The sequence below is a fragment of the Longimicrobium sp. genome (assembly GCF_036388275.1).
Taxonomy (GTDB): Bacteria; Gemmatimonadota; Gemmatimonadetes; order Longimicrobiales; family Longimicrobiaceae; genus Longimicrobium.
The window spans coordinates 44,814-61,664 of sequence record NZ_DASVSF010000075.1; the positions used below are offsets into that span (position 1 = coordinate 44,814).

The window sequence follows — 16,851 nt, forward strand, 5'->3', positions numbered from 1 at the left end:
GGTGACCGTACGGATGCTCACCTGCCTTCGAATCAGTCAGGCGGGTGCCATAAGAGTAGACGATGTGCTCACAATTCGGTGCGCCGGGACGCGGAATATGAGCTTGAGCGCCCTCCTGCAGCCACGTATGCGCTCCATGATGTGCTGCCGCTTGCCCAATCACGACCAAGCCCGGAGGAACCTCTGGATGATGCTGCAGGCCGGCGTCACCCGGCAACAGGACGAACCTGTCATCCTCACAGACGGCCGGAGCATTGGACATGGAGGACACAGGTGCCGGCCGCGCGTCGCTCAACGGCCACCCGGGGCGAACCGGACTCTCGAACTCCCAGTATGCTCCGAGGTCAGCGCCCCACACCGGCAGCCACGTTGCGGGATCGCTCTTGGGATTGCGGAGAACCGGATCGAAGGCGTCGGCTTGTATGGGAGCTGTTCGTGGATCCCACAGCGAGCGCGGTGTGGGTGAGAGCGCGACCGTCCCGTCCGGCCCGAAATCCATAATCAGCCCCCCGTTCGCGACGAAGTCGGCTGGTGAAATGGCCCACCCCGCACCCCCCCAGGACGGCACATAGACGCTGCCATTCCGTCGGCGCGCCCCCGCGGCACCGACGTAGCGGGCTTTCACGTCGTTCACCAGAACTGCCTTCGCCCCGGTTTCCGGCGCAGAGGCTGGGTCCGGGAAAGCATCGTTCGGCTCGACGACGATATCCGTCGGCTTGAACGGCTTGGAAATGCCCGGGCCGATGGGCTCTCCCCGCAATCCAGACGGTCGGACCAAAGGTCCACGATGACATTGCTCCACAACTGCGAACGATGCCGGCGCGGCCCTCGCGGGCCACTCGGAAGGTGCGCGAGACGACCCTCTCGAATCCACACACCCGTCCCCGGCACGAACGTACGTCACCAGCCCATCGTCGTTAGGAGCTGAACCGGTCGCGCGAACGATGAAGCCAAAATCCGTATGAACAAGGCCCATACGGGCCTGCTCCCACAGGTATAGTTCCCCCCCCGTTGGCACTCTCGCGCAGGAGGTTGATGTATACTTCGCGCATGCTTGCGCTCCCGATGACCTGTTGAGGAGCGATCCAGCGGCGGCGGAATGCCTCCCGAACGTATCTGGCCATCGAAAGATGGTCGTAATCCCAATGGCTCAGAACTATCAGCGGGTCTGAGCATACGCAGGGATACGGGGTTCCAGCCGGGTACGTGTTGCGGTTCCAGGCCAGGGGATATCCGAAATCCACGTAGGCAGCCACAGTGCCGGCGTCGTTCCATACGGAGATCGTGTTCGCCGAACCGACCGCATGCGCGCCCACGAAGCGCTGATACGTGGGCACAGGCGTCTGTCCCGGGCGCGGACGTGATGCTGCGGTGGCCGATGGGAGCGGCGCCGGTGCCGCTGGCTGAGCCATGCCGTGAACGCCACCTCTACCGACCCGGACGACCACCTCCGTTTCTACTTCCACCACCTTCGTAGAGTACTTCCGCCACTTGTGGATTTCTTCTACAGGACGCTGAATCGGGGACGTCACGGTCCCGACATGCACGTATGCAGGCGTTTCACCCGGAGGCGTATGTGGCGGAGCACCGGGATCTTCCTCGTTCGTGGCCTCCACCTGCGGGAAATGGAGGGCGCTTAGAATCGGCCCAAGGCTTTCGCGTGGCCCGGCCCCGGGCCATCCAAAACCCTCGATTCGGTGCAGTGTCGGAAGTGCATCGGTAGCGGGAGTAAGCCCGAGTTCCGAGAAAATCGCCTCGTCCTCTTCTGTCACGTTGCGCAGTGGCTTGAGGAGTTTTCCGGGTCCAAGCTTCACCTGGACCCAGGCCCCCTCGCCCAAGCCGCCGGTGGTATCGCTGACCATCACCTCGAGCAGGGCGACCCGCGCGAGGTCGCCTTGCACGTTCATGTAGGCGGTGAATTGCTTGTGCAGGCGGCGGATGGCGGAACGGCGGTCGGGAGGCAGCTTTGCATATGCCGTCGCGAAATCCACCATGGCCAAATTCGGGGCAAGCCTTTCCAGTTCCCGCCGATCTGGATCGTCGACCAGCGATGCCCAGAAGCCGTCGAACCAACCAGCCTCCACCAGTTCCAGCTTTAGAAGACGCGGCCCTGGCACGTCCTCACTACTCTCGTCCTGGTACACGAATCCATACCATCTCCCCTCCCCGGACAGCGTCATGATCTGCTCCTCACTTGTCGGTTCATCGCCATCGATCATTATTGAACTCCGTCTCTAAATGAAGTGCTGTCGGCAGGGGGCCGTCAATAAGGGGGGCTAGGAGCAGGCTCGGTCGCTCGTGGCGCGGGTCGGCCACCGGGTGCCGCCACGGCTCTACTGCGCCGCCGCCGCCCCTTGCCGGTTGCAGCCCATATCTTCATCATGTGACCGGGTCCGGACACTCGGCAGCCCGGCACAATTCCCGGGTCGCACCCCTTCGCAACTGAGCGTCCCCGGGCCGCGTACCGCCGCCCTGCGGAGCGCGGCCGAAACATCATCCAGGAGCAGACGGATGAAAACGACCAAGGCACTCCTGGCGGGCGCGGCGGTGGCGGCGTGCGCGCTGCTCTGGGCCGCCTGCACGCACGGCGCGCAGCTCGCCTCCGCCGGCACGGCGATCGATCCCGACGACATCGCGGGGGTGGTGACGGGGGCGAGCGGCCCCGAGGCGGGGGTGTGGGTGATCGCCGAGACCACGGACCTTCCGACGAAGTTCGCCAAGATCGTGGTGACCGACGACCAGGGGCGCTACCTGCTCCCCGACCTTCCGCCGGCGAGCTACGACGTCTGGGTGCGCGGGTACAGGCTGGTCGACTCACCCAGGCAGCGGGCCGCGCCCGGGACGACGCTGAACCTGCGGGCGAGCCCCGCCCCCAATGCGCGCGCCGCGGCGGAGTACTACCCGGCCGGGTACTGGTTCTCGCTGATCCGCGTTCCGGCCGAGAGCGAGTTTCCCGGCACCGGCCCGGAGGGGAACGGGATCAACCCCGCGTTCAAGAGCCAGGCGGAGTACGTGCGGATGCTCAAGAACGGCGCCTGCATGGGGTGCCACCAGATGGGGAGCAAAGGCACGCGCGAGCTGCACCCGGCGCTCGGCACCTTCGACTCGTCCGCCATGGCGTGGGAGCACCGGCTGCGGGCAGGCCAGGCGGGCGGGGCGATGATGGGGACGGTGGGCTACATGGGCGCTCCGCGCACGCTGCGGATGTTCGCCGACTGGACCGACCGGATCGCGGCGGGCGAGGTTCCGCCCGCGCCGCCCCGCCCGCAGGGGATCGAGCGGAACGTCGTCATCACCCTGTGGGACTGGGCCGACCCCAAGGCGTACCTGCACGACCTGGTTTCCACCGACCGCCGCAATCCCACCGTCAACGCCGGCGGCCCGGTGTACGCCGTGCTCGAAGCGAGCGCCGACTACCTGCCGGTGCTCGACCCGAACACCCATACGGCCACGCGGGTGCCGGTGACGCTCCGAGACCCGAACACCCCGCGCGCGGCGCCGCCCCAGGTGGCGGGCCCCTCGCCGTACTGGGGGACCGAGGCGATCTGGACCAGCCGGGCGAACGTGCACAACCCCATGCTCGACGAGAAGGGGCGCGTCTGGATCACCTCTACGGTGCGTCCGCCCCCCAACCCGGACTTCTGCAAGGCGGGGTCGAGCCATCCGTCTGCCCGGCTCTTCCCGCTCAACGCCTCGAACCGCCACGTGGCTGTGTACGACCCGGCGACGCGGGAGATGAAGCACGTCTCCACCTGCTTCGGCACGCACCACCTGATGTTCGCCGAGGACGCCGACCGCACCCTGTGGCTGAGCGGCGGCGGGCCGGTGATCGGGTGGGTGAACACCCGGCTGTGGGACCAGACGGGCGACGAGGAGCGGGCGCAGGGATGGACCGCGCTGGTCCTGGACAGCAACGGAAACGGCCGCCGCGACGAGTACGTAGAGCCGAACGCGCCCGTGGATCCCACGAAGGACAAGCGCATCGGCACCGGGCAGTACGGAGGCGGGGTGTACGCGCTGGCGCCGGCGCCGGACGGATCGGTGTGGGGAACCACGTTCGGCTTTCCCGGCGCGCTGATCCGGCTGAGCCCCGGCGCGAACCCGCCGCACACCGCGCTCACCGAGGTGTTCGAGGTGCCGTGGAACAACCCGGCCGTCGCCAACCAGGGCTTCTCGCCGCGCGGCGGCGACGTGGACCGCAACGGCGTGTACTGGGCCGCCCTGGCCAGCGGGCACATGGCCAGCTTCGACCGCCGCAAGTGCCGCGGCCCGCTGAACGGGCCCACCGCCACCGGTCAGCACTGCCCGGAGGGGTGGAGCTTCTACGCCGAGCCCCTCCCGCAGCTGGGCAACGTCACCAGCGCGGGGAGCGGCGAAGGGAGCTACTACACCTGGGTAGACCAGTTCAACACGCTGGGGCTGGGCGAGAACGTGCCCATCAACACCGGCAACCAGTCCGAGGGGCTCCTCGTCCTCAAGGACGGCAAGTGGGTGGTCCTGCGCGTTCCCTACCCGATGGGGTTCTACACCAAGTGGATGGACGGCCGCATCGACGACCCGGCCGCCGGCTGGAAGGGGCGCGGCCTCTGGGCCGCCATCAGCACCCGCGCCCCCTTCCACATGGAGGGCGGAAAGGGGGCCACCAGCAAGGCGATCCGCTTCCAGCTCCGGCCGGACCCCCTGGCCCGCTAGGCCGAAGGTCCGCGCCGATCGCGCCCCCGCTTCTCGTGACCAGGGCCTCGCCGGCGCACCGGCGAGGCCCTGGTTCATGAAGCGCCCGGTTTCAGCTGCACAGGACCGGGTACGACCGGTAGCCCCCGAGGTTGGGGTTCGGATCCCACTCCGGCGGTGCGGACGGATTCGGAGCGAGCGTCTCGAAGGTCGCGAGCAGCGTCTCCAGCGCGATCTGGATCTCCGCGCGCGCGATGCTCGCCCCCGGACAGCGATGCGCGCCGTGGCCGAACGCCAGGTGCGGGTTCGGCTGCCGCTCGCCCTTCAGCTCATGCGGCTCGGGGAAGCGGGCGGGATCGCGGTTGGCGGCCTCCAGGAACAGGATGACCCGCTGCCCCGTGCGGATCAGGTGGCCGGGACCCCACTCCTCCGAAAGGTCCACGTCTTCGGTGGCGTGCCGCCCCAGGTAGCGGGTGGGCGTCACGATCCGCAGCATCTCCTCGGCCAGCCGCCGGCTCGTCCCCGGGTTCGCCGTCACCATCTCCCGCCAGGCGGCCCACTGCGGAAACAGCAGCGGCACGCCGTCGCCGAGCAGCTTCTGCGTGGTCATCCTGCCGGCGGCGAAGGTGCCCATGCAGTTGATGACGAGGTCGTCTTCGCTCTCGAAGGTATCCGCCTTCAGGAACGAGCTGACCAGGTCGTCGGACGGCGAGGTGCGGCGCACCGCCACCATCTTGCGGAAGAAGTCCGCGAACAGCGTGACGTCCTGGATCCGCACGTTCAGGTGGCCGCTGGTGAGGTCTGCCAGGACGGTGGACCATTGCGCCAGCTCGGCCATCCGGACCGGGTCGTCGCTCGGGATGCCGAACACCTTGCAGATGGTCTGCAGCGCGTACGGAAGGGAAAAATCGGCCACCAGGTCGAACTGGCCCCGCGCCGGCAGCGGCTCCAGCAATCCGGCCGCGAGCTCCCGGATCCAGGGGGACAGCTCCTGCATCTTGCGCGCGGCCTCCTGCAGGATCACCCGCTGGGCACTGTTCTGCTCGGGTCCGTCCGAAAAGATGATCTGCCTCTGGACCGCGACCTGGATGAACGGCCGCCGGCCCGGCGCGGCCTTCCCCCCGCCCGCGAAGCGCAGGTCGGAGGTGAACCGCCGGTCCTCGAGGATGGTCCGGACGGCCCGGTGGTCGGTGACCACCCAGCACTTGGCGACCGGGTCGAACGCGATCCCGTCGTGGGCTCTCGCCTGGTCGTAGAGCGCGTGGGGAGCCTGGTAGGCGCCCACCAGGGCGGCCATGCCCGGGTGAGCGGAATGATCGGAGTTGGACACGGGTGCTCCGCGGTAGTGGATCGGGAAAATGGATCGGGTGAATCGAGCCTGGCAAGCGCCTCACGAAGGCGCGGAATCCAGGGGAGCCGCCGGGTCTCGCCGCCGAACGCGCGGGACCCTCTTCGGAATCCGCCCGGATCAGCGCCTGGGTTCCAGCGGCCAGGTGCGCACCCCCGGGTACACGCCGCCGCCCACGTGCTGCTCCGCTTCTACGTACACCCCCCAGGGAAGCCTCTCGCCGTCGTCGACGGTGAGGCCGTAGTGAACGATGCGGTCCCGGGACTCTGCGCCCTGCGATCCCGGCGTACCCCCCACGTGCGAATGGCCATGGTACAGCGTGGCCGACCAGCTTCCCCCGATGTACGAGGCGTCGCGGCCCCGGTGGGCGGCGAGGTCGACGCCGCCGCCGAACGCCACCCCGCAGGAAAGGTCCACCCCCGCGCCCTTGCCCCAGATGGTGCCCGCCGGCAGGAACACGTAGCTGGGCCAGTCGAGCTGGTCGCCGTCCGGGCCGTACCCGTGGTCGATGAAGAACGGCCTCGCGTCCAGCCCCGCGTTGGCGGCCTGCCCCATTCCCAGCACCTGCCGGAAGAAGGCCGTGATCGTCCGGCGCGAACGCTGGTCGCTGGACGAGTTTTCCGGCGCCGCGATCAGCCACCGGAACAGTTCCTGGAGGGTCAGGCCGTCGACGAGCACCTGGTGGCGGTTGACCACGTAGTCGGCGAGCTCGCTGGCCCGGCTGGGAAGGCGCGCCGCGATGAACGCCTCGAACTCGGGGGAGGAGAGGACCCCGGACCGCACCGCGGCCAGTGCCGCACGGCCTTCCCCGGCGCGCGCGGCGATGGACCGCGCACGTTCGCTGGGCCGCACGCGGAGCACGGCATCCGCGAGCCGGGCCCCGAAGACGAAGGCCCGTTCCTGTGCCTTCACGCTGGCGGCACGCCCGAGGACGTCCAGGAAGGGGCGGTCCGGATAGGCCACGTGGGGGTCGATGGTGTCGTGCGTATCCATCACCTGCAGTGCGAGCGCACGCTCATGGCAGGGGCGGAACCGCGATACGATCTCTTCCACCCCCAGCAGGTGCGGCTCGACGTCCAGCGACGGAAGCTCGTCGAGACACTCGGCGATGCAGTCCAGGCACTGCCCGCGCACGTCGAGCGTGACCATGGAAGATTCGGAAACGATCGTGCCCACGGCTTCGCGGAGGGCGGCCTCGCCCAGCGGGGTGCCGGCGTTCTCGCGGCACACCCGTCCGAGCAGGTCGATCAGCCGGTGGCACGGCCGCTGCTTCTCGGTATTCAGCCACGAGGTCGGGTGGACGTCCGACCGCAGCACCCGGCCGAGATCCGCCAGGACGCCGGCTCCGTCCGGCCGCGAGCTCACCGCGTCGTACAGGCGGTCGAGAATCACCTCCCGCACGCCGGGAACGCCGGTCCGGGCGGCCAGCCAGTTCATCCCGAACCCGCTGATGCCGTACAGCAGGTCCAGCATCTCCGGACCGTGGAGGAACGGGTTCGCGCCGGTGCGCAGCGCGGCCGCAAGCGCTTCGAGGCGTTCCGTGATCGCCGCGGAATCCCGGGCCGGTGGTTCGTCCATGGTGTCGTTCAGCCGCGGATGGCGATACGTCGACGGGGCTCACCGGCCGGATCATCCGGCCGTGAGCGTGGAATATGAACCGGCCGCGGCCGGGAGCACCAGTTCGCCACCGGCCCTACCTTCGAATGCGTGCGAACGCCTTCGCCTTGTCCATCACGTCGATCACCTTCCGGTTGAAGGTGAGGTCGCTCAGTTGCGGAGAATCGGTGGCGAACCGCGAGTACATGTCGAAGAGGCACCGCGCGAGCATGTCGTCGGGAAGCTTCTCGACCCGTGTCTGCTCGGTAGACCCGTCGGTATTGCGGCCGGAGTACTCCATGATCACGCTGATGTGGTCGTCTCCCGTAACCGGCAGGAACGCTTCGATGTGTTCCGTGTTCGGAAAGCGCAGCTTCAGCACCCGCGTGCGCGTCAGCGCATCGAGCGAGGAGACGAGGACCGCGACGCACTCGTCCAGCTCCAGGACGACGACGCCGATTCCCATGTTCGGGACGACCTGGCACGGCTCGGTATCCATCTCCCGGTAGTGCATGTGCCGCACTTCGGCGCGAAGAAGCCTGTAGCTCGACGCGCCGGTAAGGTGAAGCGCGGTGGCGATCTGATGGGGCAGCTCCACGTCCATCACGGATTCCGGCTTCGAGCGCCCCGCCAGCGTAGGAGTGATCCGCGGCTTCGACATCTCGAATTCCAGGTAGTGCGGCGGCCGCCCCACTTCCTGGATCTTGTCCCTGCAGCGCGCGACGGAGCGGCTGTACAGGTACGGATTGACGACGCCGATGCTGGCGCCCGTGCGGTCGGCGATCCGCCGCATCTCGTCGACCTCGGCCGTGTTGGCGGCGCAAGGCTTCTCGACGATGATCCGCCGGAATCCGGCGTCGGTCGCGGCGCGCAGCGTGGACGCGTGATCGTCAGCCGGCGTGCAGATGTGCACGACCGCCTGGTTCGGATCGACGCCCGTCAGCTCGGCCAGCGAGGTCGCGAAGCGGATCGGCCGTGGGTCGTATCCGTATTCGTATTCCAGGCGATGCAGCGCGCGGCCGATTCCCCCTCCCACGGGGTCGACGAGACCGACGACAGCCCCGAAGGGTGAATCCGCGCTCCTGTTACGGAGAATCTTCTCCAGGACGGGAATGTGCAGACCCAACCCTGCTCGTCCCAGGCCGACGATCACTGCACCCAGTCCCTGAGCAGGCACGGTCGCATTCGACATGTGGAGGTCGGCTGGCAGCGGCGGGGCCGTGGTCGTCGTGTCAGTCACTTCGTCGCTCGGTTCGAGGGGGAACACCGCCCAGCCGCGATGCGTCCTGTCGGCGCCGGATCAGATCTTCACCCGACGCGTTTGTAGAAACTGCCTCACCCCGGAGCACCGGGTCTCCGCGGCACACGAACGCCTTGCTCGCGTCACGCCGCCACCCGGTACGCATCGTTTGAGGCCAGCGCAGGACAGGACCTCGTTGAACGGGCGGGTGGAGACCTCAACCGGAAAATCGAGGCAACCCCAGATGTTTTCAACCAAGTATATAGGAACCCGCCATTTTGTTGCAACCCTTCTATCCGACAAGAAGTCACAAACGGCCATTACGATTTCGCGATAGATGGCGGGGATTGCCGGCCGAAGACAAGTACCTGGTCGTCGCTCTCTCTCGCCACTTTTTGGACACCGCGTGGACCATCCCGTGGAGGGCTGCGGACGTACTACGAGCCGGAGGCCGGATCGCCCCCGTCGCGAGCCGCGGCGGGGGCGACCTGGCGTGTAGTTCTCCCGCGGTCCGCTCAGCGGCTCCGCGTCTCCGCCGCGGGCACCGCCGGCGCGTCGTCGGTCGAAGCCCCGCCGGCCAGCACCCCGGCCGCCGCGGCGTCGAGCGCGCGGTCGCCCTCGCGCCACCGCTCGCGGCGCGCGTGGAGCCGGCGGGCGGCGGCCGCCCACTCGCGCCGCAGCTCGGCCACGGCGCGGCGCAGCTCGCTTTCGGCCGGCCCGCCGCCGTACGCCGCCGCCGCCGCGACCGCGGCGGGGTCCAGCCCGGCCGCGTCCGCGGCGATCCCCAGCTCGCGGAAGAGCGCGCCGGCCGCCTCCGCCAGCGGCTCCCCGCGCACGGCCGCGTCCGTCACCAGCTCGCCCACGCGGTGGTGCGCCTGGCGGAACGACATCCCCGTCTCCACCACCAGCCGGTTGGCCAGCTCGGTGGCGGCGGTGAACCCCTCGTCCGCCCGCTCGCGCATCCGCTCCGGCCGCGGCTCGGCCCCGGCCACGACCAGGCGGGCGAGCACCACCGCCTCCGTCACCCCGTCCAGCGCGCCCCAGAGCGGCCGCACCCCCTCGGTGCCGACGGCGACCGAGTTGCTGAACGGCGTGGCGTGCATGGCCACGGCGGCGGCGGTAAAGGCGCCCAGCGGCGCCCCGGCCCGCCCCTGCACGTGCTCCAGGAGAAAGGCGTTGCGCTTCTGCGGCATCATGGAGCTGGAGCCGACCAGGGTGTCGGGAAAGCCCACCAGGCCGAACTCCGCCGTGCTCCAGAGCTGCAGGTCGGTCGCCAGCCGGCTGAGCGTCACGCCCAGGACCGACGCGGCCGAAAGGAGGCGCAGGACCAGGTCGCGCGAGGCCACCGCGTCGATCGAGTGCAGCACCCCATCGGCGAAGCCCAGGAGCGCCGCCGTCCGCTCCGCGTCGATGGGCACCGTGGTTCCCCCCGCCGCGCCGGCGCCCAGCGGACAGCGGTCCAGCCCGTCGGCCGCGGCCTCCAGCCCGTGCAGGTCGCGCAGGAGCGCCAGCGCCACGCCGGCCAGGTAGTGCCCGAAAGTCACCGGGAGCGCCGCCTGGTAGTGCGTGTAGATGGGCATGGTGGTGCCGGCGTGGCGCTCGGCGCGGCGCACCAGCACGGCCAGCAGGCGAAGCACCTCGCCGGCGAGCCGGCCGTAGGGCTCGCGCAGCCGCATCCGCAGGACGGTGGCGTTGATGTCGTTGCGCGAGCGGGCCAGGTGCACGGCGCCGCCGGTTTCCTCGCCCAACGTCTCCACCAGCCAGCTTTCGTACAGCAGGTACAGCCCGCGCGGCGCCGCGCGCCCCTTGAGCGGCGCGTAGCCGTCGGCGACCAGCCCGTCCATCGCGTCCAGGAGCCGCCGCCCGCGCTCGGAGGGAAGGATGCCGCGCTCCACCAGCATCACCAGGTGCGCGCGGTCGATGCGGACGTACGACGGGAGCTCGTCGCGGATCGCCCGGTCGGCGTCGTCGCCAAAGACGATGCGTCGCGCGCGCGGGTCCAGCGCCCGGCGGATCCGCCCGGTGTCCTCGCTCACGCCGCCCCCTCCCGTGCGCCCGCCAGCGGCGCGGCCGCGGGAAGGTCCACCCGGAGGCGGACCGTGTCCCGCGCGCGCTCCGCTGCCTCGGACGCCGCATCGAACCCGTCCGCGCAGGCCATCACGTGGCCGATCCGGTCGCGAAAGTCCCCGTGGACGACCAGCGGATCTCCCACCGAGCGATACAGGGCGACGTCCACTACGCCCTCGATCCCCCGCGCCCCGTCGATCCCCTCGACCGCGTCCAGCCGCCCGTCCGCCGGGGGGAAGAGGAAGCGGATGGAGGCGTGCCGGTGGCGCACCGGCGTGACCTCCGGCGTCTGGCCGACGACGAGACGAAGGGTCTCGCGGATCAGGTCGATCCCCTGGGCGTGGCGCACCAGCTCGGGGATGAAGCCGCCGGCCAGCCGCGGGTTCACCTCCATCGGCACCGCGCACCCCCCGGCATCCACACGCAGCTCCCAGTGCAGCGGACCCCACCCGAGTCCGAGCAGCTCCGTCCCGCGGGTCGCGGAATCGGCCAGCGCCCGCGCGACGTCCGCCGGGACCGAAGCCGGGTAGTCGTGCCCCGCCTCGACGAAGAAGGGCGGAGTGCCCAGGTGCTTGCGGGTGATCCCGACCACGCGGCCGGAGAACATCTCCACCGAGAACTCGGGTCCCGTCACGAACCCCTCCACCAGGAGGCGCGCGTTCTCGCCGGCCGTGGCCAGGAGCGCCGCCGCGTGGGCCTGCACCTCGCCCTCGCTGGCGCAGGCGCGCACGCCCACGCTGCCGCTGCCGTCCACCGGCTTGAGGACCACGGGAAAGCCGATCTCGCGCGCGGCGGCCACGGCCTCGGGGGCCGAGGAGACGGCGCGGAAGGCGGGGGAGGGAACGCCGCCGGCGGCCAGCACCTGGCGCTGCCACGACTTGTCGCGCGCGGCGCGGACGGAGGCCGCTTCGGGCCCGGGAAGGCCGAAGCGCGCCGCCAGCGCCGCCGCGGTGGCGATGAAGTACTCGGAGCTGGAGGTGATCCCGGCCACCCCGGCGGCTCCGCCCCAGCGCGCGGCCACCAGCGCGTGCAGCTCGTCCTCGTCCACGCGGGGGACGACCACCACCTCCGGTGCGTCCGCTTCGGCGAGGTAGGCGTACTTCTCGGGGCGGGCGGTGATCAGCACGGGGGCGAACCCCATGGTCCGCGCGGTGCGCGCGAAGAGCCGCCCCGTTCCGCTGGTGTTGCTTTCTACGAAGAGCAGCGCCTTTTCCGCGCTCACGCCGGCACCAGCCTGGGCCCGGCGCCGGGCCGGTCCATCACCTCGGCGTACGAGCGGCGGCCCCAGCGGAAGAACGCCCACGGCTCGCCGCCGTCGTGGGGGTGCTCCCACTCCACCGGCTCGCGCGGAAGGACGTCGAGGCGCGCCCCCTGCGCCTCCAGCCAGGCGTCGTCGTACACGGTGTCCTGGTAGCGGTGCCCCTCGTCGGGAAAGATCACGGCGCCCAGCCGGTCGGGGTTCTCGCGCGCCCACGCGTCGGCCACCAGGTACGCCGCGCCGCTGGTGGGGCCCACGTACAGCGCGTGGTCGCCGTGCAGCCGGCGGGTGGCCAGGAAGGCCTCGGCCGCGCCCACCCAGTGCACCAGGTCGAACGCCGTGTGGTCCACGTTGGGCGGCATCAGCGAGTTGCCCAGGCCGCGCAGCAGCCGCCCGCTCCCGGCGTCGGACTGGCCGAAGAGCACGCTGCGGTGCGTGTCGACCCCGATCACCTCGAGCTCGGGAGAGATCTGCCGCAGGGACGACGAGATCCCGCACACGCTTCCGCCCGACCCCACGGTGCCGATCAGGCAGTCGACCGCGCCGGTCGCGTGGGCCAGCTGCTCGGCGCAGGGGGCGTAGCTCCCCGGGTTGTGCGGGTTGCTGTACTGGCGGGGGCAGAAGCTCCCCGGGTTCTCGGCCAGCACCTGTTCGAGAACGGCGAGCCGCGCCTGCTGGAAGCCGCCCGTGGGCCCCGGCTCGCGGACGATGTGCACCGTGGCGCCCAGGTCTTCCAGCCGCCGCTTGAGCGGGGCGTCGATGGCCGGGTCGCTCACCAGCGTCAGCGGATGGCCGCCGAGCCGCGCCACCATCGCAAGCGCCAGCCCGAAGGTGCCGGAGGTGGTCTCGGCGATCAGGCCGCCCGGCCGCAGCTCGCCCTCTTCCAGCGCCTTGCGGACGATGAAGCGCGCGGGCAGCAGCTTCATCAGCGGAAAGGCCAGCCCGATCAGGTTGGGGCGAAGCCAGACGACGCGGGGAAGCGCGATGGCGTCCACGAAGCTGGCGTGGATCACGGGGCCGCTCACGAGGGATCCTCCGGGTGCGGGGCGGGGTCGACGGCGAACTCCCAGCTCGCGGGCACCCCCAGCCGGTCCAGGCCTTCGCGCGCGCGCTCGATCCCGGCGTCGGCCGCGGCGCCGGGGGCGAAGAGAAAGCCGGCCACGGTGCCGCTGTGCGCCACCTGCACCCCCAGCGCCCCCGCCTCCGAGGCCAGGTGGAGCAGCTCGGGCATCTGCCGCTTGGGGCGGTGCCGCTGCATGATCAGGGTGCTGGCGGTGGCCACCCGGCCGAGCAGCGCGGCGTCCTGCCGCTCCACCGCCCGGCGCAGCAGCCCCAGGATGGTACGGTAGGCCTCGATCTCCCACAGGGTGTAGGGAACGGGCGGAAGGCTGAGCGTCGCCACCCCGTGCTCGCCCTCGGTGTTGAAGCCCAGCACCCGCACCGGGGGAAGGGGCCCGCCCAGGTCCAGCAGCACGCGGCCGCGGCGCTGCGCGAAGAGCACCGCGCGGCCGGGGCCGAACATCAGCGAGTCCGACGCGGTCTCGGCGGCCACGGCCAGCCCCGCGATCCACGCCGGGTCCAGCACCGCGCCGAAGGCGTCGGCGACCGCGCGGATGGTGGCCAGCACGTCGGTGGTCGACGAGCCGCACCCCCACTTCACGGGAACGTTGCTCTCGATGCGGATCGCCCCGCCCCACCCGGTGCGCCCGAGCGCATCCAGCGTGAGCCGCGCGGCGGCCCTGGCCCGCGCGCGGTCGCCCGGCTCCACCGTGAGCGGCCCCGAGCGCAGGGGACGGAAGCGCACGCTCGTGCGGAACAGGGTGCAGGGCAGGGTCACCAGCCCGTGCTCCACCGCCCCGTCGCTGGAGTAGAACATTCCCTGCACGATCTCGCCGTGGTGCGCGTGGATCTCGCCGCGGCCCACGCGAAAGCCGTCCCCGCCCGGCGCCAGGCGCGGGGCGGGGGGCGGGGGGTTCGCGGCGGCGCCGCGGGTGTGCAGGAGGAGTGCGGGCTGCATGGCCGGGGTCAGGAGGGGAGGGAGGTCTCGGCGTCCACGACGCCCGCGCCGCACCACTCCATCACCGCCATGGCGCTCCACATCTTGTGCTGGGCCTGCACCCAGGCCAGGCTCCGCGGCCCGTCGAGCACCTCGTCGTCCACGTCTTCGCCGCGCACCGCCGGAAGGTCGTGCAGGAACACCGTCGAAGGGCCCGAGACGCGCTCCATCAGCGCCCGGGTGACGGCGAACGGGCGGAAGAGGCTCTTCCACTCCGGGTCCGACTTTCCCACCCCCATCTCCTGCCAGCGGCTGGTGTACACCGCGTCCACCCCGCGCGGGAGGGCGCCGGCGTCGTGCGTTTCCTCCACCGTGGCGCCGTTGTCGGCGGCGTACGCCTGCGCGATCGCCAGCTTCCGCCGGTTGAGGCCGTACCCCTCGGGCGTGGCCAGGGTGAGCCGCGCCCCGCGGATGCGGCTCATGGCCAGCGCCAGCGCGGCGGCGGTCTTGTTCCCCTCGCCGCAGTACAGCACGTGCAGCCCCTCCAGCCGCCCGAAGTGCTCCAGCAGGGTGGCCAGGTCGGTCAGCGCCTGGGTGGGGTGCTCGTCGGAGGAGAGGGCGTTGACCACCGACATCCCCGGGTGCATGGTGAAGGTACTCATCTCCTCCACGCTCTCGTTGGTGCGCATCACCAGCACGTCCAGGTAGCCGGCCAAGGTGCGGGCGGTGTCTTCCGCCGTCTCCCCCGTGTTGATCTGCAGGTCGGCGGGGCCGAAGGTGGCCACGGTGGCGCCCAGCCGCCCGGCGCCCACCACGAAGCCGGTGCGGGTGCGGGTGGAGGTCTTCCGGAAGTACACGCCCACCGTGCGGCCGCGCAGGGTTTGCGGGGGGGCGGGGGCGTGCTTGATCCGCACCGCGCGCCGGGCCAGGTAGAGCACCTCCTCGGCCGACAGGTCCAGGATGGAGAGGACGTGCCGGGTGTGCGCCGCGTCGGGGCGAAGGGCGACGGGGGGGATCGGGAGGAGCCCGGGTGCGGGCTCGGCGTGCAGCGTCATTGCGTGTGGTGGTGTGGTGATGGTCGTCCGGCGCGCCCCCGCGCTTCGGGGTCCCGCCGGATCAGGCTTCCTGGGTCTGCTTCCGCAGGCTCTTCGGCGTCATGTCGGTCCACACCTCCTTCACGTACGCCAGGCACTCCTCCTTGGAGCCCGGCTTGCCCACGGCCGACCAGCCCAGGGGGACCTCCTTGTCCGCCAGCCAGAGCGAGTACTGCTCCTCGTGGTTGACGAGGACGATGTAGGTGCGGGTGTCGTCCGTCGCGTCCGTCGGCATGCGTGGCTCTCGCGGTTCAGGGGGCGGAACGGCCCGGCGGCGGCGGCCGGAGCGGTGAAGGCGCTCCGGCGTGTGCGGCGCGGTCCGGCTCCCGCGCATTCTCGATGCGGAAGGTGTCGTATCCCCCCCGCGCAAACCGTACGCGCTGTGGCGCGCAACGTTCGCCGGACAGGGTGAGCGTCGTTTCTTCGGTCCGGAAAAGTAATCGTTCTTCGCCATAAATAGCAACCCGCAGCCCCGACGTGCGGGTGTGAGCGTCAAGGCGTGAAAGGTGCGAGGGTTGGAACGCCAGCCGTTTGTTGCGGTGGCGGAACCGGAGCGGCTTCGTACCACGCCGCCCGTCCACGCTCCGCCGTCGTTGGGGACGGGCGGTTTCCGGGCGCCGGGGGGCGGTGCTCACCGGCGCATCCGTCATCTCGACAGCGCCCGCCCTCCTTCCTCACAAGGAGTGTCTGAGCAGCATCCGCTTCTCCTGCCTCACGCGCGAGCCAGCCCGAGTGCGATGGCGGCCGCCAAATCGTTACTCGCCGGTTTGCCTCGACGTAAACACCTGGTCCCCGCAGCACGCGCACGGCTCTTCCGCGTCTTGTCGCCTGGCCCGCAGCGCATCCATTCGTGCCAAATTTCTCGAACAACGGTTGACGCAAGGGCAAGCGGCGGCTTATCGTTTATTTCCCTATGTTTTTGGCCTCCGCGTAGTCCAAGTCCCCCTTACCAGAGCTGTGCTGCCAGGGTGATCGGACCGCCTCGCCCGCACCCCGCCTCAGTCACGGAGGCGGTGAGGGGGAGGTGCCGGCCGCTTGGATCGGGGACCGATCTCCAACACGCGTGTTTACGGTGCCTCGCCACGGGGGTGCCGGCGGGCGTCCCCGGCGAGCTGTCCGGCAAGTTCGACCTCACGCGCCGCACCGAACCGCAGTCGCGAAGCGCCAGGCAGCCGGGCGACGTGATGCCGGCGCTGGCCTCGTACGAGCGGGTGGGCCGCCACGACGTCTTCGAAAAGCCCGAGCTTTCCCTGCCGGCCCAGCACCTTCTCGACGCCCAGCTCGCCGAGTTCGATCCGAACGAGATCGAAGCACTGCTTGCGCTGGTCCGCGCGGCCGACGTGGGATGACGGATCAGCCGCCTTCCATCGCAACAACGAACTGCCTCCAGAGCCGATGAGCACGACGCTGTCGATCGCCGAACGTGAACGGATCCTCGAGATGGCGCGCGCCGCAAAGCTGGCGCGCAGCGCACCGAAGGTTTCCGCCATCGTGCCGGTGGAGCGCACGGGGGCGCTGCCGCTGTCCTTTGCGCAGGAGCGGCTCTGGTTCGTCGACCGGATGGAGCCGGGAAGCGCCGTC

13 protein-coding genes are annotated in these 16,851 nt (G+C 70.5%); 3 read left to right on the plus strand and 10 right to left on the minus strand.

Annotated features, from left to right (window positions below; translation table 11 throughout):
* Positions 1-917: 917 nt before the first annotated feature.
* Entirely contained in the window at positions 918-2,219 is a 1,302-nt protein-coding gene (locus VF632_RS15370; protein ID WP_331023798.1) for a hypothetical protein, read from the minus strand.
* A gap of 292 nt (positions 2,220-2,511) precedes the next feature.
* Between VF632_RS15370 and VF632_RS15375 the strand changes: the two genes are divergently transcribed.
* Positions 2,512-4,692 (plus strand): carboxypeptidase-like regulatory domain-containing protein, encoded by a 2,181-nt coding sequence (locus tag VF632_RS15375; RefSeq protein ID WP_331023799.1) that lies wholly within the window; start codon positions 2,512-2,514, stop codon positions 4,690-4,692.
* Between the two features lie 91 nt (positions 4,693-4,783).
* Here VF632_RS15375 and VF632_RS15380 read toward each other — a convergent pair whose 3' ends face one another.
* The 9 genes from VF632_RS15380 to VF632_RS15420 all read right to left on the minus strand — a co-directional run bounded on the left by VF632_RS15380 (position 4,784) and on the right by VF632_RS15420 (position 15,505).
* Positions 4,784-6,001: a cytochrome P450 gene (locus tag VF632_RS15380; RefSeq protein ID WP_331023800.1), complete on the minus strand. Its 1,218-nt coding sequence runs from the start codon at positions 5,999-6,001 to the stop codon at positions 4,784-4,786.
* 138 nt (positions 6,002-6,139) lie between these two features.
* Positions 6,140-7,597: a hypothetical protein gene (locus tag VF632_RS15385; RefSeq protein ID WP_331023801.1), complete on the minus strand. Its 1,458-nt coding sequence runs from the start codon at positions 7,595-7,597 to the stop codon at positions 6,140-6,142.
* Between the two features lie 115 nt (positions 7,598-7,712).
* Entirely contained in the window at positions 7,713-8,855 is a 1,143-nt protein-coding gene (locus VF632_RS15390) for a Gfo/Idh/MocA family protein (RefSeq protein WP_331023802.1), read from the minus strand.
* 515 nt (positions 8,856-9,370) lie between these two features.
* Entirely contained in the window at positions 9,371-10,891 is a 1,521-nt protein-coding gene (gene argH, locus VF632_RS15395) for an argininosuccinate lyase (RefSeq protein WP_331023803.1), read from the minus strand.
* Complete coding sequence (locus VF632_RS15400) at positions 10,888-12,144, minus strand: ATP-grasp domain-containing protein (protein ID WP_331023804.1); 1,257 nt, start codon at positions 12,142-12,144, stop codon at positions 10,888-10,890. Before VF632_RS15400 ends, argH begins: the two co-directional genes overlap by 4 nt.
* Entirely contained in the window at positions 12,141-13,205 is a 1,065-nt protein-coding gene (locus VF632_RS15405) for a cysteine synthase family protein (RefSeq protein WP_331023805.1), read from the minus strand. Before VF632_RS15405 ends, VF632_RS15400 begins: the two co-directional genes overlap by 4 nt.
* Positions 13,202-14,197: a hypothetical protein gene (locus VF632_RS15410; RefSeq protein ID WP_331023806.1), complete on the minus strand. Its 996-nt coding sequence runs from the start codon at positions 14,195-14,197 to the stop codon at positions 13,202-13,204. The genes VF632_RS15405 and VF632_RS15410 overlap by 4 nt, the downstream gene beginning before the upstream one ends.
* A gap of 8 nt (positions 14,198-14,205) precedes the next feature.
* Positions 14,206-15,231 (minus strand): hypothetical protein, encoded by a 1,026-nt coding sequence (locus tag VF632_RS15415; RefSeq protein ID WP_331023807.1) that lies wholly within the window; start codon positions 15,229-15,231, stop codon positions 14,206-14,208.
* Between the two features lie 61 nt (positions 15,232-15,292).
* Entirely contained in the window at positions 15,293-15,505 is a 213-nt protein-coding gene (locus tag VF632_RS15420; RefSeq protein ID WP_331023808.1) for an MbtH family protein, read from the minus strand.
* Between the two features lie 853 nt (positions 15,506-16,358).
* On the opposite strand from VF632_RS15420, the gene VF632_RS15425 reads away from it, so the two are divergent.
* Both VF632_RS15425 and VF632_RS15430 read left to right on the plus strand, forming a co-directional pair.
* Entirely contained in the window at positions 16,359-16,619 is a 261-nt protein-coding gene (locus VF632_RS15425; protein ID WP_331023809.1) for a hypothetical protein, read from the plus strand.
* A gap of 46 nt (positions 16,620-16,665) precedes the next feature.
* The coding region (locus tag VF632_RS15430) for a hypothetical protein (RefSeq protein WP_331023767.1) at positions 16,666-16,851 on the plus strand (186 nt) is incomplete at its 3' end.